Raw genomic sequence first — 20,017 nt, 5'->3', positions numbered from 1 at the left:
CGCGGCACGCCGCGGCTGCCGCCGGCCGGCAGCCTGCAACGCGCGGCCGACCTGCTGTCGACGGCGCGCCGTCCCGTGCTGTACGGCGGCGGCGGCCTGATCAACTCGGGCCCCGAAGCGTCGGCGGCCTTCACGCGCCTGGCGCAACTGCTCGATGCGCCGGCCACGCTCACCTTGATGGGCCTGGGCGCCTACCCGGCCTCCGATCCGCGCTTCCTGGGCATGCTGGGCATGCACGGCACGCTGGAGGCGAACCTGGCGATGCACCATGCCGACCTGGTGGTCTGCGTCGGCGCCCGTTTCGACGACCGCGTCACCGGCACGCTGGCCACCTTCTGTCCGCATGCGCGCAAGATCCACATCGACATCGATCCGTCCAGCATCGGCAAGGTGGTGCAGGTCGACGCGCCGCTGGTGGGCGACTGCGCTGCCGTGCTCGACGCCTTGCTGGCGCTGCCGCAACTGCAGGCGCTGCCGCCCGGGCGGCTGGGGCCATGGCACGAGCGCATCGCCGGCTGGCGCCGCCGCGACAGCCTGGCCTTTCCGGACCGCAGCGACGTGATCCTGCCGCAGCAGCTGATGGCCTCGCTGCAGCAGACGCTGGCCGGCCGCGACGCGATCGTCTCCACCGACGTCGGCCAGCACCAGATGTGGGCCGCGCAGTACCTGCGCTTCGACGCGCCGCGCCGCTGGCTGACCTCCGGCGGCGCCGGCACCATGGGCTACGGCTTGCCGGCCGCCATCGGCGCCCAGGTGGCGCATCCCGACGCGACGGTGGTCTGCGTCAGCGGTGACGCTTCCATCCTGATGAACATCCAGGAGCTGTCGACGGCCATGCAGCACGGCACCAAGGTCAAGGTGGTGCTCTCCAACAACGGCTACATGGGCATGGTGCGCCAGTGGCAGCAGCTCAATCACGGCAACCGCCTGAGCCACAGCTGGAACCAGGCCCTGCCGGACTTCGTGGCGCTGGCCAAGGCCTTCGGCTGGGGCGCGCGCCGCATCGAGCAGCGCGCCGACTTGCAGTCCGGGCTGGACGAATGCCTGGCCCACGACGGCCCGTTCTTCCTGGACGTGTCGGTCGCGGCGCAGGAGAACTGCTTTCCGATGATCCCGTCCGGGCGCAGCCACCACGAGGTGATGCTGTCGGCGAACCAGTGGTATGCGGAGGACGCCGCCAACCCCGCCTGAGCGCGCCGAAAGTTGCCGCGCGGCTGTCTCACCTACCCTTGGCAGCCGCGCCCACGTTGCCGGCCACCACCGCGGCCGGGAAGCCGATCGAGTCCAGCCGGAGTCGAACATGCCCACCGTTTGCCTTGACGACAAATAGACCGCCACCTCGGGGCGGATCTGCCCGAGTGGCGTGCAGGCGCTGCTGCGCCTGATGCTGGAGGCCGGCCGGTCAAGCAGGAGTTCGGCCCCGGATGGGCGTGCTGCTTGGCGTGCTGTTCAGTGCCTCACTCCAGGCTCTCGTGGTGCGCCACCACGCCACGCTTCCAGTACGCCGCCGCGCGGATCGCGTGGCGATCCTGGCCTTTGTCCTCGACCAGGATGCGCCTGGCTTCGGCCACCGTCCTGGCTTCGCCGGCGCACCAGGCATAGCCTTCGCCGGGCGGCAGCGCCAGCGCGCGCAGGGCCGCCAATCCTTCGGCCGCGTTGGCGACCCAGGCGAGGGTCAGCTCGGCCTGCGTCGCCAGGTCGCGCCGGTCTTCCAGCGGCGCCTCCACGATCGCGAGCGCGCGGCTGCCGGCCGGCAGTTCTTGCAGCCGGCGGGCGATCGCCGGCAGCGCCGAGGTGTCGCCCACCAGCAAATGCCACTCGTAGTCCAGCGGCACGATGAAGGAACCCCGCGGGCCGCCGACGGTCGCGCGCTGGCCCGGCGCCGCTTGCGCTGCCCAGCGGGAGGCGGGGCCGTCGCCGTGCAGCGCGAATTCGATCACCAGCTCGCGCGCGGCGCGGTCGAAGCGGCGCGGCGTGTAGTCGCGGCCCACCGGCTGGCCGTCGCCGAGGTCCAGCAGGAACTTGACGTGGTCGTCGAACGAGTCGCTGGTGAAGTCGGCCAACGTGTCGCCGCCGAAGGTGATGGACCGCAGGTGCGGCGAGAGGTCGTCCACGCGCAGCACGGTCAGCTCGCGGCGCTTGGTTGCGTGGCGCACGCGTTGCACGCGGCGGCCGGGGGCGGTGTCCGCCATGGTGGATCCTGGATGGTTGATAATGTCATCCATCATGCATCCAATGAATGACAATGTCAACCGATAGGCCGGGCCGGGTCCAGGCCGACAGCAGCGGCGATCTGCTGGAGCTGGTCCATGCGGTGATGCACCAGGTGCGTGCGCGCCAGCAGCTGGCCTTGCGCGACGGGGTGCCGCTCACGCCCATGGAGGCGCGGGTGCTGCGTTTCTTCGGCCGCCATCCCGGCTGCACCCAGAGCGACCTGGCCCAGCACAGCGGGCGCGACAAGGCGCAGCTGGCGCGCCTGATCACCGGCTTGCGCGAGCGCGGCTTGCTGGCGGGCCAGGCCGATCCGGCCGACCGGCGCAACCTGCGCCTGCGCCTGACGGACGAAGGCGAGGCGCTGACACGGGTGCTGCGGCAGTCACTGCGCAAGCTCGGCGCCCAGGCGGCGGCCGGGCTGTCGTTGGCCGAGCGCGAGCAGCTGACCGCGCTGCTGCAGCGGGTGCACGGCAACCTCAAGGAGTGATCCTCAACCCGCGGTGCCACGCACCCCTTGCGCCACCAGCGCGCGGTATGCCGACGACGTGCCGCCGGCGCTGCGGTCCAATAGCTGGCTGAAGCAGGCGGCGGCGTGTTAGCCCGGTTGGGCCGCGACCTGCGCCACCGGCTCCAGTCCATGGCACGGGCGCGCACCGCCGCCAGCGCGCAGTGGCGGCAGTCGTCGGGCTGGTCGTGCCGCACTTCCCCGGGTCGGAACGAGCAGTTGCGCGGCGGGCTCGGACTTCATGCGCCGGATTGTGGCCGACGCCCGAAAAGCACTGGTCCTTGCGTGATTCGTCCATGGCGCGGCGCTGGCGCGCTGATCTGCGAAGGCGATCCGGCCAAGGCGCGCAGGCGACGCCAAGCTGCTGGCCGGCTGCGGCGGCGTGGTCAAGGACACGCGGCGCCAGGACATCCAGCCGCGGCTGGAAACCGGGCTGCTCGCGCTGCAGGAGCCTGCGGCGCGCGGCAGCCTGTTGCCGCGGTGGGTGCTGCAAGGCGGTGAGCGCAGGCATGCTCGATGCGGTGGGCAGCGGACGGCGTGGCGCAAGCCTGGTTCTCTCGTCACGGGTGGGTTGCGGCGCTGGTGCGGCCCGACGATTACGTGTTCGGGTGGTCGGCACGGCCGCACAGACAGGACCGTTGGTGGAGGAGCTGGGCGTGGCATCGGGGCTGGTGGCGGAAGTGGCGGCCTCAGAGCCGTCGGACTCGCAGGGCGCGCAGCTTTGCCGCGCAGCGCTCCCCGTCCCACCTATAATCCGCCTTCACCCGTCATTGGGGAGTAGCCGCTCTGCATCCCGCAGAGGCTTGCGTCAACAGACTTGGCCCCCACGGCCATGGTGCAAGCAGCTTCCAGCCTGGCAAGACCTTTGACTGCACAGCTTTCCGCACTGGCCGGGGAAGCTGCGCAGTCATGTGCTCTCCGGCCTTTGGATTTCCCCGTTCCATGGAAGCTTTTCTCGCCTCGTTCGGCATGGTCGCCATCGCGGAGATGGGCGACAAGACCCAGCTGCTGTCGTTCTTCCTTGCCGCCAGGTTCCCGGGCCGGCACTGGGCCATCATCGCCGGCATCTTCGGCGCCACCATCGCCAACCATTTCGTCGCCGCGGCCCTGGGCGACTGGGTCGCCGCGAGCGTGAGCGCCGACGTCATGCGCTGGGTGCTCGGCGTTGCCTTCCTGGGGTTCGCGGCCTGGGCGCTGATCCCCGACAAGTTCGAAGACAGCGGCAAGGCCAGCCGCTACGGCCCCTTCGCCACCACGCTGGTGGCGTTCTTCCTGGCCGAGATGGGGGACAAGACCCAGTTCGCCACCATCGCGCTGGGCGCCAAGTACGCCAGCCTGACCATGGTGGTGGTGGGCACCACGCTGGGCATGATGGCCGCCAACGTGCCGGCAGTGCTGCTGGGCGACCGGCTGGCCAGGATCGTGCCGCTGGCGAAGATGCGCTTCGTCGCGGCAGCGATCTTCGCGGTGTTCGGCGTGCTGGTGCTGCTGAAGGTCAATCTGGGGCTGGGCCTGGCGTGAGCCCCGCGGCCGCGCGCAGCTTGTCCTTCTTGCTCGGGCGCTTGCCCTTGATGCCGCCGACGCCTGCCTCGGGCTGCGGCGGCGGTTCCAGCTCCACCGGCTCGAAGCCCGCCACCTGCTCGCGCGGCAGCACCAGGTTCTGGCGTTTTTCGATCAGCCGCATGTGCGCCTCGGTGCCAGCGCTGGCAAAGCTCACGGCGATGCCGCTTGCGCCGGCGCGTGCGGTGCGGCCGATGCGGTGCACGTAGTCGTTGGGTGAGCGCGGCAGGTCGTAGTTGACCACCGCCTCCAGCCCCGGGATGTCGATGCCGCGGGCCGCCAGATCGGTGGTGACCAGCACGTCGTAGCGGCGGTCCTTGAAGTGCGCCAGCACCTCGGTGCGCTGGCCCTGGCTCAGTTCGCCGTGCAGCGGCGCGGCATAGACGCCGCGGTCGTGCAGCTTGCGCGCCACCTGTTCGGCGGCATGGCGGGTGGCGACGAACACCAGCACGCGGTCCCATTTCTCGTCCTGCACCAGGCGGCGCAGCAGCTCGGTGCGACGGCCGGCGTCGACCGAGATCACCCGCTGCACGATCGCTGGCGCTGCGCCGTCCGGCGCCGCAGCCTCGACCCGCGTCGCGTTGCGCAGCAGGCTGTCCGCCAGCGCCTGCACTTCCTGGGGAAAGGTGGCGGAGAACAGCAGCGTCTGGCGCTGCGCCGGCAGTTCGGCCAGCACCCGCTCGCGTTCCGCTGCGAAGCCCAGGTCCAGCAGGCGATCGGCCTCGTCCAGCACCAGGGCCTCGACGCCGTCGAGCCGCAGCGCGTTGCGCTCCAGCAGGTCGAGCAGCCGGCCGGGCGTGGCCACGACCACGTCGGCGCCGCCACGCAGGCCCATCATCTGCGGATTGACGGAAACGCCGCCGAACAGCACGGCCACCTTGGGCGGGTGCGCGCACGACGCGCCCAGGCGCCGGAACACCTCGCCGACCTGCGCGGCCAGCTCGCGTGTGGGCACCAGCACCAGCACCCGCACGCGGCGCTGCGCATGGCGCTGGCCGGCGGCCAGCCGCTGCAGCAGCGGCAGCGCGAAGGCGGCGGTCTTGCCGGAGCCGGTCGGCGCCAGCCCCAGCAAGTCCTGGCCGCGCAGCAGCGGCGGAATGGCATCCAGCTGGATCGCGGTGGGCGTGAGGTAGCCGGCGTCGAGACACGCATGCAGCAGGTCAGCCGACAAACCCAGGGAGGCGAACGTGGGCTCGCTCATGGCGACCGGTGCAGCCGCGGCGCGGCCAGGGCTTGCAGGTTTTCGGTGATGGCGACGTCGACGTCTTTCCACTTGCCGGCGAATTGCGCGGAGGCGAGGGCTTTTTCCAGCGCCTTGAGTTCGCGCACGCTGGGCGCGACCTTGATCTGGGCGATCGCGGCGGCCGGGTTGCCGGCGCGCAGGAGCGCGATGACCTTGTCAGGCCAGGGGGAGCGGGGTGCCAAGGGAATTTTCCATGGATGCGGGGAAGCCCGTATTGTCCGCCGATGCGGCTGCCTCAGGATGCGGCCCATGACCCACCCATCGCATGAATCCCGCCGCCGCTTCCTCGGCGCGGCCTGCGCCCTCGCAGCCGGCGGCGTCGCGCCCCTGGCCCAGGCCCAGGCGGCCTGGCCCGGCAAGCCGATCCGCTTGGTGGTGCCGTTCGCTCCCGGCGGCAGCTCCGAGATCATCGCGCGCACGGCGGCCGGCGAGCTGAGCAAGTCGCTCGGGCAGAACGTCTTCGTCGAGAACAAGCCGGGCGCCTCGGGCAACATCGCGATGAGCGAAGTGGCGCGTGCCGACGACCAGCACACCATCATCCTGGGCCACATCGGCACGCTGGCGGTCAACCCGTACATGTTCGACAAGCTGCCCTACGACGCCAATCGCGACTTCAAACCGCTCAGCCTGCTGGCCAAGGTGCCCAGCCTGTACGTGGTGCACCCGGACGTGCCGGCGCGCAACCTCAAGGAATTCCTGGCGCTGGCCAGGGCCAGGCCAGGCCAGCTCAATTACGGCTCGGCCGGCAACGGCAGCGCCGGCCACCTGGCCTTCGAATACCTGAAGATGACGGCCGGCGTGTTCCTGCTGCACGTGCCTTACCGCGGCACCGGCCCGCAGCTGACCGACCTGCTGGCGGGACGGCTGGAGGCGGCGGCGGTCGGCGCTTCGGCGATCCTGCCGCACATCAAGGCGGGCAAGCTGCGCTGCATCGCCACGGGTTCGTCGAAACGCCTGCAGCAGCTGCCCGACGTGGCCACGGTCGCCGAACAGGGCTTTCCCGGCTTCGAGATGACGCAGTGGTACGGCATCCTGGCGCCGGCCACCATGCCCCAGGCCAACATCGACAAGCTCGCGGCCGAGACGATGAAGGCGATGAAGAACAACGCGGCGCTCGAGCGCCTGCACCAGGATGGCGCCGAGCCGGTGGGCGGCACGCCGGCGCAGTTCGCCCAGTTCATCGCCACCGAGCAAAAGCGCTGGAAGGCCGTGGTCGAGCGCGCGAAGATCAAGGCGGACTGATTCTCAACGCTGCAGCGGCGGTTGACAGCACCGGCTCGGGTGGTAAGGTGGCCCCATGCCGGTTTCGAATCCAGGACCCCGACCCGGGCTGCCCTCTGCCGCGGCCGAGGCGGCCCGCTACGCGCTGCTGCGCCGGCTGGCGCCTTCCATGCGGCACCACCTGGTGGTCAACCTCCAGCCCATCGGCATGATCTACGAGGTCATGGAGCGCAGGCTGCGCAGCGCGCAACCCGACCTGGCCCACCTGCACGACAGCGCGGGCAAGATCAACGGCTTCGCGCGCGCGGCGCTGGCTTCCAGCATCGAGGTCGTCGGCTGGCTGGCCCCCGACGAAACGGTCGGCACCACGGTGGAGGAAGCGGTGCGCGAGTGCGCCAGCCTGCTGGCCACCAGCCTGAGCTTTCGCGGCTATGCCTTGCGCAACGAAGCGACGCCGCTGCCCAGGCAGGTGCGCCGCAGCGCCATCCGCAGCCTGCTCACCGGCGCGCTGGTCTACACCACCGACCACCTGGAGCCGTCGTCCGCGCTCGTGATCACGGCCCAGGCCGCGGCGCAGGGCGCGATCGTGCGGATCGCGGTGCGGCCCAGCGAAGGCGACAAGGGTTTCGCGGCGGAGGCGGCGTACCGCAAGCTGGAGTGGGCCGACCTCGATGCGTTGGCAGCGGCCGATGGCGTGGCGCTGGAGCGCGAAGGGCAGGGGCTGGCCATGCAGCTGCCCTGGATGCCGCCGGCCCAGGTGGCCTGACCGTCCGGCGCGAGCCTGCTGGCCGCGGCGTCGAGATGAGCGCGGAAGACGTGGCACCCGCGTGCTCGCTGTCTTCGGGCTCCCTGCCGGCCTCGCCCGGCACCATCGCGGGCTGATCGCCGCTCACTTCCAAGGCCACGACAGGCTCCAATCAGCCGGCCGGTTAGTGCGTTTGCGTAGGCTCGTGAATGAAATCGCTAGTTACAAAAGGTTTCGCCGGCATCTAGAGTGGCTGGCACTGGCACTGGCACTCCGCTTGGTTCCAGGCGACACCAGCGCCAGACATGAAAAACCATCGTTGCCCCAGTTGCCCCAGTTGCACCAGCGCGCAAGCCGCCTCCTTGCGCGCCCGGGTCGCCGTTCTGGAGTCGCAGCTGACCAGGGCCCGCACCGGGTCTTCCGTCTCCTGCGCTCGCCTTTCGCACGACTTGCAGGCGATCTTCCTGGCCATCGAAGGGTTTGCCGGCGTCCTGATGGAGCAGACGCGCGGCAGCCTGACAGGCCGGCAGGCGCTCGACCTCGAACGCGTGCGGGCGGGTGCGCTGCGCGGCGACAGCCTCATGCGCGGCCTGGCAAGACTTTCGACGGTTGCAGGCGCCGAAGTCCAGCCGCGCCCCGTGGCCATGGGGCCTCTGGTGCGGCAGTGCATCCAGGAACTGCTGCCGAGCCTGCAACAGCGCTCGGTGGAGTGGGAGCTGTCGCCCGCGCCGTGGCCGCAGGTGACGGCGGACCCGATGCTGCTGCGGATCGCCATCGAACAGTTGCTTGCGAACGCGGTCAAGTCCACTCGCGGCAGCGCGCAGCCGCGCATTGGCGTGGGCGTGGACTCCACGATCGACGAGTGCACCATCGCCGTCGCAGACAACGGCGATGGCTTCGATCCGGCCTGCTTGCACCGGTTCTTCGCGCCCTTCGAACGCAACGGAGTGGGGCTGGCTCTGGTGAAATGCATCGCGCAGCGGCACGGCGGCCGCGTCCAGGCGCAGGCGCGCCCGGGAGCGGGCACGCTGATCACCATGACCTTGCCGCGGCCGGTTGCGGATGCTGGGTCGGGATGGCCATGAAATCGGCACCGCCGCCGAGCTGCGGCAGGCGTTGGCCGTGCCGGCTGCAGGCAGCCGGGCGCGGGGCTGAAGCCCGATGAGATGCCCAGCTGACGGCAGTCAGGCTTCGATCAAGCCCTTGCGCAATGCATACCGGGTCAGGCCTGCCATGTTGTTCATTTCCAGCCGCTTCATGATCCGCGCGCGGTGCACATCGACTGTCCTGGCGCTCAAGCCCAGCTCGAACCCGATCTCCTTGGCGGCTTTGCCCCGCGCCAGCAAGGTCAGAACCTCGACCTGCCGCTCCGTCAAATCGTCCGATGCCTCGCGCGGCGCTGGCTGCAGCAGGAGCAGAGAGACGGCGGACGTGAAGTAGCTTCCGGTCGCCCTGACTGTCCGCAGCGCCTGCACCAGTTCATGGTTCGACGCTTCTTTCGTGATGTAGCCGCAAGCGCCGGCAGTGGCGGCGCGCTTCACGACATCCGCTGACCCGTGCATCGAGAGCACGAGAATCTGGGTGGAGGGGTGCTGGCGTCGCACGTGGGCGATGGCACTGAGGCCATCCATGCCCGGCATCGACAGATCCATCAGCACCACGTCGACAGGCTCGGATGCCAGCAGGTCCAGCAACTCCGCCCCGTCGCCTGCTTCCGCCACAACCGTCACCCCCGGAACGGAGTCCAGCAAAGCCTTGACGCCGGAACGCACGAGGACGTGATCGTCGGCGAGTGCCACCCTGATGTCGCCCGAGAGCGCTGTGTTGCGAACCATATTGCCTATCTGTTCCAGTTTCAAGTTGTTGCCGGTGCGCGGGGTGCTTGGCCGCGGAACCATCAATTGCGAAGCGGTCATCTCTGAGCGCTGGTCAGCAGTGTTCGCAATTCGTTTCTCGATACCGGTTTTCCGAGCAGACGGTCCACGCCTGCAGGAAGGTCTCCCGCCGGGGAGGCCCCGGCGCCGAATTTGCCGAGCTTCCCCGACATGAGAACTGTTGTGGTGCGGGAATCCTGCAGCTTGGCTTGCCTCATGACTGTCGTACCGTCCAGGCCAGGCAGGTGCCAGTCCGAGATCACGGTGTCGAACGGAGAAGGCGAGTCCCGCAACAGCACGAGCCCCGCCTCTGCGCTGTCTGCGGTCAGAACTTCATGACCATCGCGCAGGAGCATTTCACGCAGGATTGCCGTCACCAGCGCGTCGTCGTCAACCAACAGGATCCGTTGGGTCCGCAGGACGGGCGCTGCGGGCGGCGGCGCCGCGATGACCGGCGTTGAAGCCGGCGCCATGTTCCTGTCGGCCGCATGGGGAAGCCAGATCGAGAAGCTGGCCCCGCCCGTGGGCCGGACCTGCGCGGCCACCTTGCCGCCATGGCGCTCGACGATCGCCCTGACCATGGCCAGGCCCAGGCCGCTCCCTTCGTAGTCGCGCGCGGGATGGAGCCGCTCGAACGGCAGGAAAAGACGGTGCGCTCGCGATTCATCGAAGCCGACGCCGTTGTCCAGCACCTGCATCGTGGTGCCGGCATGACTGGCGACCGCGAGAATCTCGACACAGGGGCGCTGCTTCGCGGCGCTGAACTTCACGGCATTGGCGAGCAGGTGTGTCAGCGCCAGGCGCAACAGCGCGCGGTCGCCGGCGATGGTCGGCAGGTCGCCCACCTTCCACTCCACCCTCGCGGCGCTGGGCGCCAGCTGCGCGATGCATTCGCCGACCAATGTGCCCAGGTCGATCGCTGACGACTCGGCGCGCGTGAACCTGACCTGCGCCAGCGCGACAAGATCTCGCGTGGCGCAATGTCCACGCGCCGCTGTCTGCTGGATCAGATCGAGGTGCCGCGACTCGGTGAAATCCAGCCTCGCGCCGGCCGATTGCTGCAACTGTCGCGCGAAGCCGGTGATGTGCTTCAGGCCAGCCTGCAACTCGTGGGACAAACGGCCGCCGAGTGACACGAACTCCTCCTGCAGCGCATCCAGCTGGACCTGCAATTGCCCCGCTTCCAGGTCCAGCGCGGCGATCGTCGCGGCAGCATGCCGTTTCCAGGCCAGCCGCTCCAGCAGGGCGTCGACCTGCACGTCCGACGGCGGGTCCGCCAGGAACTCGCGGTGAATACCGGGCTGCCTTGCAAGTGCGTGGCTGGCGGCTGCCTCCCCCATGAAGACCAGGCAGACGGGTGCATCCGGGTCCGTCGGCAACGCATCGGCTCCCGTTGCGCCCGCAGGCAAGGCCAATGCCGTCAGCATGATGGCGTCCAGCGGCCGTGGGTCGCGGCAAAGGTCCTGGATGCTGGCCCCGATCGCAACGGTGTGCCCGGCAGCCTGGATGCGCAAGAGGATGGGAGGCGGCTGCGTGCCGGGTGCAACAACCAGGCCCAGGCAGAGGTTCGGTCCGACCTGCCCGGGACGGCCCGCGTCGGGCCATGTGTGTTCGCTCAAAGTGTCAGGGTCTCCATTCGCAGCTTGCGCCGCACGCAGTGGGTGTTGAGCGGCACGCTGCCGGTCACCCCGCTCCAGGCGCGACTCTCCTCCAAGGGGCTGCGGATTTCAAGTATTCAGTCCTACGCTAATTGCCTAACCCTGGTGCGGCCAGCGCAGGCTTCGTCTAGGAGCCCATTCAGCTTAAGGGACGCAACTAAGCTGTTTAGGCTAATAGCATCAGCGCACGTTTTCTGTCTGTGGAATAGTTACTCAACTTAAGTAACCAGGTGTGATTCTAGTTACTGAAGTGAACGTTATCCATCTTGCAGGAAGAAATCGGCAGCAATGACTTTGCACAGCATCAACGCGTCCGTCTGGAGGGCCGTCGTCATGACGGCCGCGTTGCTTCCCACCGGGGCCGCGCAGGCCAGCGGCTTTGGCGAAAGCGGCTCCTTTCCCAACCCAGGAGTCCTTTCTTGATGAATCCCCCATTCTTTCCTGCCCGTTCGCGCCCGGGCGCGCGCTGCGCCGAGCTGCTGCCGGCGTGCCGCACAGGCTTGCTGGCCGTTGTGCTCGCGGTCGTCGGTGGGCCTGCCGCGCTGGCCAACGGCGTTGGCGAAAACGCCGGCTGGCAGTTCCAGACGAGTGCCGACAAGGTCAATCAAGCCGCAGTGCAGGACATGATTCAGAAACGCAACATGGGCTACTACACGGCGCCGGTTTACACCACCAACATCGAGCGCCAGATCAACTGCAACCAATCGGCCAACGCCACCGGCAATGACAGCAACCAGGGCGCCGCAGCCCTGTCGCCGACCAACAGCGGCGCCACATCCGGCGCCACCGGCAACGCCAACAGCAACACCGGCGGCGCTGACGGCAGCCAGTCCAGCAGCGATCAGGGCAACAGCGGCAGCGTGGGTTCCAGCGTCAACGGCAACACCACCACCGACGTGAATGGCAAGTCCACCCAGGCCCTGAACAACAACCAGCACAACAGCGGCAGCCAAAACGCCAGCTTGGCGGGCAGCACCGGCTGCACGTTTGGTGTCCTCAATTGAGCGGCGGGCCGAGAAAATGATCGTCAAGCCAAACCTGTTGGGCGTCACCAGTGCCGCGGCGGGCCTGCGGGTGCTGTCAGCAGTTGCCGCCGCCGCCCTGCTCGCAGGCTGCGTGACTGCACCGATGCAGAAATTTGCGCCGATGGAAGTGCCTACCGTGCTGGGTCCCTCGGTGCGCGACAACGTCACGCCCATGGAACCGCTGATCGCCTGCTTTGCCGACCATGTGGCCGCTACCGGGCGCGCCCCGGTGGTGGTGGCGGTCGGCGACGTGAAGGACTACACCGGCAAATACAGCATCAACGAAGGCAATGCCATTACACAAGGCGGCGCGTTGATGGTGTATTCGGCGCTTGGCAAGCTCAGCGGCGCCGTGCGTATTGCCGAACGTTTTGACCCGGTGATTGCCGAGCGTGAGCTGGGCTACGCCGACCGCCGCCAGTTGGGCGACGGCCGCAGCCACGCGCTGGCCGGCGCCAACGGAAGTGCCGGCCAGAACGTGCCGTGGCTGCCTTACTTTGGCGGCACCATCAACAAGTCTGACTACTTCATCGTCGGCGGCATCACCGAGCTGAACTACAACATCAACTCCGGCGGCGCCGAAATCGGCGTCAACCAGGTTGCCCTCAAGGCGCGTACTTTCAGCCAGTCGGTGGGCGTGGATTTGCGCATCGTCGACACCAAAACACTGATGGTGGTGCGCACCGTCAGCCTGACCAAGCAGTTCAATGGCTACGAGGTCGGGTTGAACGTGTTCCGCTTTTTCAACAGCGATCTGTTTGACATCGACATTGGCGCCAAGGGCCAGGAGCCGGTGCAGCTCGGCGTGCGCGCCGCGCTCGAAGAGGGCGTGGTTCGGCTGATTGGCGCCGTCACCCAGGTCGACCACCGGCCCTGCATGGCGATGCGCCCCGGCGCGGGCGAGAAAATCCAGACCACACCGGCGGTTCAGTTACGCAAGGTCGCCAACCCGCTGGTGGATGTTTCGGGTGAGCCGGTGCGTGCCGGCCTGAGCGGCACGGCCGTCAATGCCGCGAGCCAGACTGGTGCGCCGCTGACCGGTGGCGTCCTGCAACTTCCTTTCGAGTTCGGCGCGACAGCGCTGGGCGGCGGCGCCATGGCGCTGATTGACCAGATTGCGGCGACTGCCAAAACAGGGCCGGCCGAGGTGATGCTGGTGGCGCGCGACACCGAGAGCTGGGACAGCCGCAAACGCGACGACCTGAGCAACCAGCGCATTGCCGCGGTGACCTCGGCACTGGCCAACCGCGGCATTGCCCCGGCCGCTGTCAGCGTTGTCTGGCGGCCCGACGCGGCCGACAGCTCGATCCATCGGGATGGCCCGGGCCTGCAGGAAATCGCCAAGCTGCGCATTGGCGGCTGACGCCGCATCCCATGCGTTGTTCCATCCCGCTCCCGCTCCCGTTCCCGTTCGCCGTTCCCAATCATTTTTTGCCGTCACTGGCATTCACAGCCCGAGGAGATACCATGAAAAAAAGTCAAATCCGCAACCGTATCGGCCGCCAGCCGGCACTCAGCAGCATTGGCCTGGCCGTGTTGGCCACGCTGATCGCCGGCGGCGCCCATGCCGCCGATACCGTCTACAGTTTTGAAGGCAGCCCTGCGGCGGTGAATGCCAGTGGCCACCAGACCCAGAACCTGCTGCTCAACAACAGCGGCGTGGTCGGTGCCACGCTGCAAAACGGCCGGGGCAACATCGGCGCCAACGGCGGCCAGACCGTCAACTCGACTTACCTCACGGGCAACACGATGGGCGCCAGCGCCATCGGTAACCTGGCCCAGCCTGGCGACACGTCGATCGACCTGTCCCTGATCAGCGACACCGCCGGTGGCAATACGGGCCTGGCTTCGCTGCTGCATTCCACCAACACCGGTGCCGTGAGCAGCCTGGTGGAGGACAACGGTCTGTCCATCGTCCTGACCGGCTTTGGAAGTGGCAGCGCGGTCAACAAGGACAACACCATTTCCGCGAGCACCGTCGCCAACCAGGGCGCCTCGTCGATCGCCGGCGCCGTGCCGGTCGGCTACAGCTCCGCGACGACGGGTTCCGCCAGCGTCAGCTCGCTGTTCGGACCGCTTGTATCCACCGCCCAGGGCAGCATCGTCGTGACCACGGCGCAGCAAACCAGCGGCGTGGCCTCCAGCGCGGTCGCTGCAAACAACGCGGTCGCACTGACCCTGACGGCCGGCATCCTGGCCGACGCACTCGAAGCCGGCGCAGCGGTCACCGGCAACAAGATCGTCGCCAGCACGAAAGGCAACAGCAGCGCCAGCACGATCGACATCCAGGCAGTGGAGGGTGCACCCACCTTCGCCGGCTCGGCCGTGGTCAGCAACAACCAGCTCGGCACGAACGCCCAGGGCTGGGCTATCAACAGCAACGGCAGCGTACGCGCCACCGTGACGGGCCTGTCGGGCACCAGCGAACTGGGCGGCTCGCTGGCGGTCGCGGGCAACAGCATCAGCAGCGCCACCATCGGCAACGAAGCGCTGGGCAGCGGCACATCGCCGGTCGGCAACCGCATCCTGCTGGCCGATGGCCTGTCGTTTGCGGGCCCTGGCGGCAGCATCGCTCCCCCGGGCGCCACCCTCAACGGCTATGCCGAAGGCACGGCAGTCAACGCCGACCTCGTGATCTCCAACCTGCAGCGCAACACCAGCGTGGCCGGGTCGGTCATGGGCAGCAGCACCATCAATGGCGCGGTTGAAGCCACCGTCGAATCCCTGGTCAACGGTGCGGTCGAGCTGTCGGCCAACAGCATCAGCGCCAGCGCCACCGGCAACGCGGCCCGCAGTGCGCTCGCCAGCGGCACGAACGCGGCTTCGTTCTCCGGCAGCGCCGCGCTGGCCAACCAGCAAGACAGCAGCAACGTCGGCGTCACTGCCATCAACGCCGGCTCTGCCATCGAAGCGACGGCAGGCACCGTGCAGAACAGCAGCGTCGCGGTTGCCGACAACCGCAGCAGCGCCAGCGCACGCGGCAACGAGGTGGGCCAGAGCCTGTCGCTCGACGCCGCCACGCTGACGCTGGGTGAGACCGTCAACCTCAGCACCCAAGCCAACCTGTTGCAAGCCACCGGCGCAGCCACGGTCAGCAACCGGCAGATCAGCGACGGCGCAGCGGTGACCTCCAGCAACGCCGCAGCGTCGGTCGGCCAGCGCGCCCAGGCCGTCACCGGCCCGACGCTGTCGGTCACCCGCAACACCCAGGACGCCGTGGCGCTGTCCAACAACGCCTCGAACCAGCTCAAGCTGTCGGGCACCACCGTGGGCAGTGGCGCTGGCATCCTGAGCGTCCAGCGGGTCGATGCAGAAGATATGCTTGCCGCTTCTGCTGTCTCCGCCACACTGACCGGCGCGCGTGCCTTCATCGAAGCCGGCGTCGGTGGCAGCGTCGCGGGCAGCACGCTGGCCGCGACCAACAACCTGCAGGAAGCCATCGGTTATGGCAACCTGGCCAACAACGCCCTGGAGGTCTCGGGCACCACGGTGGCTGCACCTGGCACCATGGGGGCAGCATCCACCGTCACCGTGAACACCAACGCCAACAAAGCGCTGGAGGGCACTGTGGCAGCCGCTTACGGCGTGCTCAACGACCAGTCGGTGCGTTCTGACGTGAGCGCCCGCGCCACCAGCGGCGCCGCTTCAGCCCACATCGCCGTCACCGGCTCCCTGGACAACGGCACGGCGCTGAACGATGCCAACACCCTGTCCACCGAGGCCTACGGCAACTATGGCCAGAGCGGCCTGTCGCTAACCGCCACCAACGTGGGCAGCGGCGGCTTCTCCAGCGTGGCCAACCTGACCAGCCTGCAAGCAGTCGACGCCGCCATCACGGCCCAGGCCGCCACCGGCGCGGTCGCACTGACCAGCGTCAGCGGCGACGTCGGCTCGGTCGGCACCGTCTCCAGCATTTCGGCTTCGGGCAACCGCATCAACGCGCAGGCCAGCGCCAGCCGCGCGATCAACACGGCGGGCGTGAGCGCCACCAACATCGACACCGTGGCGACCAGCGCGCTTGGCACCTCCGCGGCGGGCGCACTGACCAGCAATGCGTCGTTCACCCTGCAAAACATGCAGTCGGGCCAAGGCAGCGTGACCGCCACCTTGCTGGACGCGGACGACACTTCGCTGCGGTCCGACGTGCGCGTCGGCATCACCGGCAACGTGACGCGCTCCAGCGTGGTCGCCGACGGCAACACCGCCAGGGCCGCGGCCACCAGCAACAACGCCTCCAACGCGTTGGCCGTGGTTGCGTCGGGCAGTCTGGCCAGCAGCAGCGCGCAGCAGAACGTTCAAGTGACCTCGGCGGGCGTGAATGCGGTGATCGGACGGGCCGGGACGCCTGGAAATTCCGGGGTTCCTGCCGGTCCCTACGCGGGTGGCGCATCTGTCACAGCCCCGAATGGCACTTTTTCCTACAACTCCACCAACGAAGTGTTGACCGCCGTTACAGCAGCAGTGGTCTTCTCCACAGCTGGCGTGGCAGGAGCAGAAAAGGCAGCGTTGGAGAGTTACCTCTCTTCCCTGGGCTTCGTGGTGGACTCGCTGGCGAACACGGCATCGATCCCCCAAGGTCAAAACGTCAATGTGTCCACGCTGGGCACCAGGACGTATTCGTCCGGCGCCAATCAGAGTTTCTCCTTCAACGGATTTACCTCGCCCGGCGTGCCTGCCACGGCCGGTACCCCCAACTCGGGCGGCGTGAACCTGGCCCTGGGCGGCAATGTCATCAACTCCGCGCTCTCGGTCAGCGGCAACACCAGCTACGGTCTGACCCGCGGCAACGTGGCGTCCAATCGCACGGAAGTCAAGGGCAACGCGATCGCCTCGGGCAGCAGCAGCGCCAAGGCGAGCGTTGACGTGGGCTTCACGGGTCCCGGGCTGGAGACGGTGGCAGATCACACGGTCGCCAACCTGCAGCAGGTCATCGGCGCGCCCATCGACAGCAATGTCCATGGCAGCTTCTACATCAGTGCCCAGCCGGCCGCGGCGATCACCGGTGCTTCGCTGAGCGTCTCGGGCAACACCCAGATGGCCGAAGCCAGGGCCAACGCCGCGACCAGCAGCCTGATGCTGGAGGGCACGGGCGTGACGGCGGTGTCTGCGCTGCAGTCCACCCAGATGAGCACCGCGGCGGTCCACGCGGCGTCCAACCTGAACCTGTTCGCCCCGGGCGCGGTCACCGACACCAGCGTGCTGTTGTCCAACAACGGCAACATCGCGCTGGCCGTGATGAACGACGCGACCAACAGTCTGAGCGTCAAGGGCAGCCAGGTCGGCACCGGCCAGGTCGCTGACATCAGCGTCGGAGGAACCTTTGGCGACACACTGAGGGCCGAACACGTGCTGGACAACCTGCAGGCGGCCAGCAGCGCTGTCACCAGCAACGCCACCACCACGCTGAACAACCAGGAGGCCTCGGCCAGCGGCACGGCGGCTGCGGTTCGCAGCACGCAGTCCATTCTGGACAACACGACAGCCGCCGAGGCCACCGCCAACCAGGCACTCAACACGGCCGCGGTCACCGGCACGGCCGGCCAGGCGGCCAGCGTGGCATTGCGCAACATGCAGGAGAGCAGTGCCACTGTGTCCGCCACCGCCACCAGCGCGGCCCGTGTGACGCTGCCACCGCTGGCCTCGACGGCGCTCAACAGCAGCAGCGTGGCGCTGGGCGGCAACAGCACGACGGCACTGGCGCGCGGCAACAGCGCGAGCAACGTGCTGAACTCGCTGGCTGGCGCCAACTATGGCCCGGCATCGGGTGGTGCGGTCGATTCCGGCGGTTTGGGCGGCGGCTTCGCCGTCAACGCCAACGCCGGCATCTTGAACAGCCAGAGCAACGGCGGGTCGGTCTCGGCCGCCAGCACGGGTGCGAGCTACCAGGTGGCCTTGAACTCTGTCATTGGTGGCGCGGCGGTCGGCAGCAGCGTGGCCGTGACCGGCAACCAGGTGGCGGCGCAGGCCTACGGCAACAGCGCGGTCAACCAGTTGACGCTCAACGCGCTCAACAGCGGTACGCCAACTGCGGCGGTGGGCAACTACCAGCGCAACAGCGGCGCGATCACCGCCTCCGTCACCAGCGTCACCTTCGGTGCCGGCATCACCGGCGCGATGTCGGGCAGCACGGTGCATGCCAACGGCAACCAGATCACGGCCACGGCCGTGGGCAACTCGGTGGTGTCGTCCATCCTGGCAGCGACACGCTAAGCGATCTTCGTTCAGGCGGGACCTCCCGCCTGAATGATGTTTCGGCCCGTACCGCATCTGCTGTGCGGGCTTTTTCTTTGACTGGCAGCGGCCCGATGGCGCTGTCGGATTGCCCGATTCATGCCCCTAGATGTGTTTTTCAAACCTCGCATAGCGCTGGGCGCTGCCATCCTGGCATTGATCTGCGGCCGGTGCGTGGCGGCTGACGTTCCCGTCCTCGATCCGGCCGCCCGCATGCAGGACGAGCTCAGGCGCGCCGACCGCGCCGCCCCGCTGCTGCCCGCGACGCCGCACGTGGCCCCGGCGGCGCCGTTGCAGATCCCCCAGGCGCCAACGCTCGCTGGCACGGTGTTGCTGAACGAGGTGTTGTTCTCGCCCAGCGAACTGCTTGACGACGCCGAGCTGCATGCATTGGCCCGGCCCTACCTGGGCCGCGAAGTCTCGGGCCCGGACCTCAACGCTTTTCTTCGCGCCATCCAGACGCTGTATTTGAGCAAGGGCATCCAAACTGCAGTGCCGGTGTTGCCGCAGCAGGATTTGCGCAGCGGCATCATGCGGGTGCTGTTGGTCGAGGGCAGGCTGGGCGCGGTCAAGGTCGAGGGCATGTCCCGCATCGATCCAGCCTGGCTCGGGCGATGGTTCGACTTGGCGGCCGGCTCCATCATTCGGCCCGAGGAACTTGAACGCCGGCTCGGCCTGTTCAATGCGGCCAGTGACTTTTCGGCGCAGGCAGCCTATGTTCCCGGCACGGAATTCGGCCGCAGCGATCTGCTGATCCAGGTGCCGGAAAGATCAAAGGGGCAGGTCTGGGCCCTGGTCGACATGCCCGACGCCGCCTCGGCGGGGCGCTCCAGCGTGATTGCCGGTTATCGCCTCTCCCCGCTGGGTCTTCGAGGCGGTCGCGTCGATGTCATGACGATCGTGGGTTCGAACTCCGCCACCCTCAGCTTGGCTGGCAGCCTGCCGCTCGGGCAGCAGGGCTGGCGGCTGGGTGGCAGCGCCACCAGCTCTCGCTCGCGCAGCACGGTCGAGTCGACGGATCTCGGCATCCCCGACCTGGTGAGCAAGGGTGAATCCAGTTCGGTGGGCGTGGAGCTTGGACGCCATCTGCCCATCTCCGCTCGTCAGTTGCTGCTGCTGTCCGGCAGCGCGACGCAGATCAAGTCCAGGTCGACCATCGGCGGCGTCCTGCTCAGCGAGCGGACCGTCGACCGGTTGACGCTTGCGGCAGCGACAGATTGGCCGGCCTCGCAGCCAGGCGAAGTGCCCCCGGCTTCGCTGCGCGGCTCCATCACCACTGCACGGGGACCGGTGAACAACTACGGTTTTGCAGAAGTCGCGGGGCTGCTTGCTGCAAGGTTGGGCGCTTCCCGCGGACCCTTGCTGCGGGTCGCTGGCCAAGCGCGGCTGGCCGCCCGCAACACGCCGGACGTGACGGACGCCTGGCTTGCCGGCGGCGGCAATTCGGTGCGTGGCTTCGACAGCGGCGCCGTCAGCGGCGAGCGCGGTTATGCCCTGCAACTGGCCCTGTACCAACCCGTCGCCCTGATCGGACTGGAGGCAACAGAGGCGTATGTGTTTGCCGACCGGGCTCGTGCCTTTGGCAACGGTTCGTCTCGCAGCATCGCTTCCGCCGGCGCGGGCGTCCAGTTTCAGGTGAATCGGCACTTGGCGATCGATGCCGCCCTGGCCTGCCAGATGGCTGGCTTTCAAGGGGCTCGAACCCGTCTTTCGCTGCGGGCCAGCGCCAGCTGGTAGCGGC

General features: G+C 68.3%; 15 protein-coding genes and 1 riboswitch. Of the genes, 10 read left to right on the top strand and 5 right to left on the bottom strand.

Features of this window, described 5'->3' with window-relative positions; all coding sequences use genetic code 11:
- Window positions 1–1,191 (top strand): thiamine pyrophosphate-dependent enzyme (locus JWP65_RS17165; protein WP_299765918.1); only part of this gene is annotated, 1,191 nt, incomplete at its 5' end.
- Window positions 1,192–1,457: 266 nt separating this feature from the next.
- Here JWP65_RS17165 and JWP65_RS17160 read toward each other — a convergent pair.
- A complete protein-coding gene (locus tag JWP65_RS17160) occupies window positions 1,458–2,192 on the bottom strand; it encodes a siderophore-interacting protein (RefSeq protein WP_299765916.1) in 735 nt (244 codons plus the stop codon).
- 53 nt (window positions 2,193–2,245) lie between these two features.
- Between JWP65_RS17160 and JWP65_RS17155 the strand changes: the two genes are divergently transcribed.
- Together JWP65_RS17155 and JWP65_RS17150 are read left to right on the top strand one after the other, a co-directional pair.
- Entirely contained in the window at window positions 2,246–2,701 is a 456-nt protein-coding gene (locus JWP65_RS17155) for a MarR family transcriptional regulator (protein ID WP_299765915.1), read from the top strand.
- Between the two features lie 778 nt (window positions 2,702–3,479).
- A riboswitch (yybP-ykoY riboswitch) is annotated at window positions 3,480–3,670 on the top strand.
- Entirely contained in the window at window positions 3,662–4,240 is a 579-nt protein-coding gene (locus JWP65_RS17150) for a TMEM165/GDT1 family protein (protein ID WP_299765914.1), read from the top strand. Its footprint overlaps the riboswitch before it by 9 nt.
- Here JWP65_RS17150 and JWP65_RS17145 read toward each other — a convergent pair.
- On the bottom strand, window positions 4,215–5,480 hold the full coding sequence (locus JWP65_RS17145) for a DEAD/DEAH box helicase (RefSeq protein WP_299765913.1): 1,266 nt from the start codon (window positions 5,478–5,480) through the stop codon (window positions 4,215–4,217). The genes JWP65_RS17150 and JWP65_RS17145 overlap by 26 nt on opposite strands.
- Window positions 5,477–5,704, bottom strand: a complete 228-nt coding sequence (locus JWP65_RS17140; protein WP_299765912.1) for a hypothetical protein — start codon at window positions 5,702–5,704, stop codon at window positions 5,477–5,479. Before JWP65_RS17140 ends, JWP65_RS17145 begins: the two co-directional genes overlap by 4 nt.
- A gap of 67 nt (window positions 5,705–5,771) precedes the next feature.
- On the opposite strand from JWP65_RS17140, the gene JWP65_RS17135 reads away from it, so the two are divergent.
- From JWP65_RS17135 to JWP65_RS17125, 3 genes are all read left to right on the top strand, one after another.
- Window positions 5,772–6,764: a tripartite tricarboxylate transporter substrate binding protein gene (locus JWP65_RS17135; RefSeq protein WP_299765911.1), complete on the top strand. Its 993-nt coding sequence runs from the start codon at window positions 5,772–5,774 to the stop codon at window positions 6,762–6,764.
- Between the two features lie 55 nt (window positions 6,765–6,819).
- A complete protein-coding gene (locus JWP65_RS17130) occupies window positions 6,820–7,509 on the top strand; it encodes a hypothetical protein (RefSeq protein ID WP_299765910.1) in 690 nt (229 codons plus the stop codon).
- 428 nt (window positions 7,510–7,937) lie between these two features.
- Window positions 7,938–8,573: an ATP-binding protein gene (locus JWP65_RS17125; RefSeq protein ID WP_299765909.1), complete on the top strand. Its 636-nt coding sequence runs from the start codon at window positions 7,938–7,940 to the stop codon at window positions 8,571–8,573.
- Window positions 8,574–8,672: 99 nt separating this feature from the next.
- Here JWP65_RS17125 and JWP65_RS17120 read toward each other — a convergent pair whose 3' ends face one another.
- Together JWP65_RS17120 and JWP65_RS17115 are read right to left on the bottom strand one after the other, a co-directional pair.
- Window positions 8,673–9,404, bottom strand: a complete 732-nt coding sequence (locus tag JWP65_RS17120) for a response regulator transcription factor (protein ID WP_299765908.1) — start codon at window positions 9,402–9,404, stop codon at window positions 8,673–8,675.
- Window positions 9,401–10,981 (bottom strand): ATP-binding protein, encoded by a 1,581-nt coding sequence (locus tag JWP65_RS17115; RefSeq protein WP_299765907.1) that lies wholly within the window; start codon window positions 10,979–10,981, stop codon window positions 9,401–9,403. Before JWP65_RS17115 ends, JWP65_RS17120 begins: the two co-directional genes overlap by 4 nt.
- Before the next feature lie 305 nt (window positions 10,982–11,286).
- Between JWP65_RS17115 and JWP65_RS17110 the strand changes: the two genes are divergently transcribed.
- The 4 genes from JWP65_RS17110 (at window position 11,287) to JWP65_RS17095 (ending at window position 20,013) form a co-directional block, all read left to right on the top strand.
- Window positions 11,287–12,024, top strand: coding sequence for a hypothetical protein (locus tag JWP65_RS17110; protein WP_299765905.1), 738 nt, complete (start codon window positions 11,287–11,289; stop codon window positions 12,022–12,024).
- Window positions 12,025–12,040: 16 nt separating this feature from the next.
- Entirely contained in the window at window positions 12,041–13,408 is a 1,368-nt protein-coding gene (locus JWP65_RS17105) for a CsgG/HfaB family protein (RefSeq protein ID WP_299765903.1), read from the top strand.
- Between the two features lie 104 nt (window positions 13,409–13,512).
- Window positions 13,513–18,255, top strand: a complete 4,743-nt coding sequence (locus JWP65_RS17100; protein ID WP_299765901.1) for an S-layer family protein — start codon at window positions 13,513–13,515, stop codon at window positions 18,253–18,255.
- Window positions 18,256–18,375: 120 nt separating this feature from the next.
- Window positions 18,376–20,013 carry a POTRA domain-containing protein gene (locus JWP65_RS17095; protein WP_299765899.1) on the top strand — a complete coding sequence of 546 codons (1,638 nt, stop codon included), beginning with the start codon at window positions 18,376–18,378 and terminating at the stop codon, window positions 20,011–20,013.
- Window positions 20,014–20,017 lie beyond the last annotated feature (4 nt).

The organism is Ramlibacter sp. (genome assembly GCF_028292805.1).
Classification (GTDB): domain Bacteria; phylum Pseudomonadota; class Gammaproteobacteria; order Burkholderiales; family Burkholderiaceae_C; genus Ramlibacter.
This window is presented reverse-complemented; position numbering and strand designations above follow the sequence as displayed.

What these genes read in the sequence shown, in the direction of transcription:
- JWP65_RS17160 (WP_299765916.1), bottom strand. Translation starts at nt 2,192, where the DNA reads ATGGCGGACACCGCCCCCGGCCGCCGCGTGCAACGCGTGCGCCACGCA.
- JWP65_RS17155 (WP_299765915.1), top strand. Translation starts at nt 2,246, where the DNA reads ATGTCAACCGATAGGCCGGGCCGGGTCCAGGCCGACAGCAGCGGCGAT.
- JWP65_RS17150 (WP_299765914.1), top strand. Translation starts at nt 3,662, where the DNA reads ATGGAAGCTTTTCTCGCCTCGTTCGGCATGGTCGCCATCGCGGAGATG.
- JWP65_RS17145 (WP_299765913.1), bottom strand. Translation starts at nt 5,480, where the DNA reads ATGAGCGAGCCCACGTTCGCCTCCCTGGGTTTGTCGGCTGACCTGCTG.
- JWP65_RS17135 (WP_299765911.1), top strand. Translation starts at nt 5,772, where the DNA reads ATGACCCACCCATCGCATGAATCCCGCCGCCGCTTCCTCGGCGCGGCC.
- JWP65_RS17130 (WP_299765910.1), top strand. Translation starts at nt 6,820, where the DNA reads ATGCCGGTTTCGAATCCAGGACCCCGACCCGGGCTGCCCTCTGCCGCG.
- JWP65_RS17120 (WP_299765908.1), bottom strand. Translation starts at nt 9,404, where the DNA reads ATGACCGCTTCGCAATTGATGGTTCCGCGGCCAAGCACCCCGCGCACC.
- JWP65_RS17105 (WP_299765903.1), top strand. Translation starts at nt 12,041, where the DNA reads ATGATCGTCAAGCCAAACCTGTTGGGCGTCACCAGTGCCGCGGCGGGC.
- JWP65_RS17100 (WP_299765901.1), top strand. Translation starts at nt 13,513, where the DNA reads ATGAAAAAAAGTCAAATCCGCAACCGTATCGGCCGCCAGCCGGCACTC.
- JWP65_RS17095 (WP_299765899.1), top strand. Translation starts at nt 18,376, where the DNA reads ATGCCCCTAGATGTGTTTTTCAAACCTCGCATAGCGCTGGGCGCTGCC.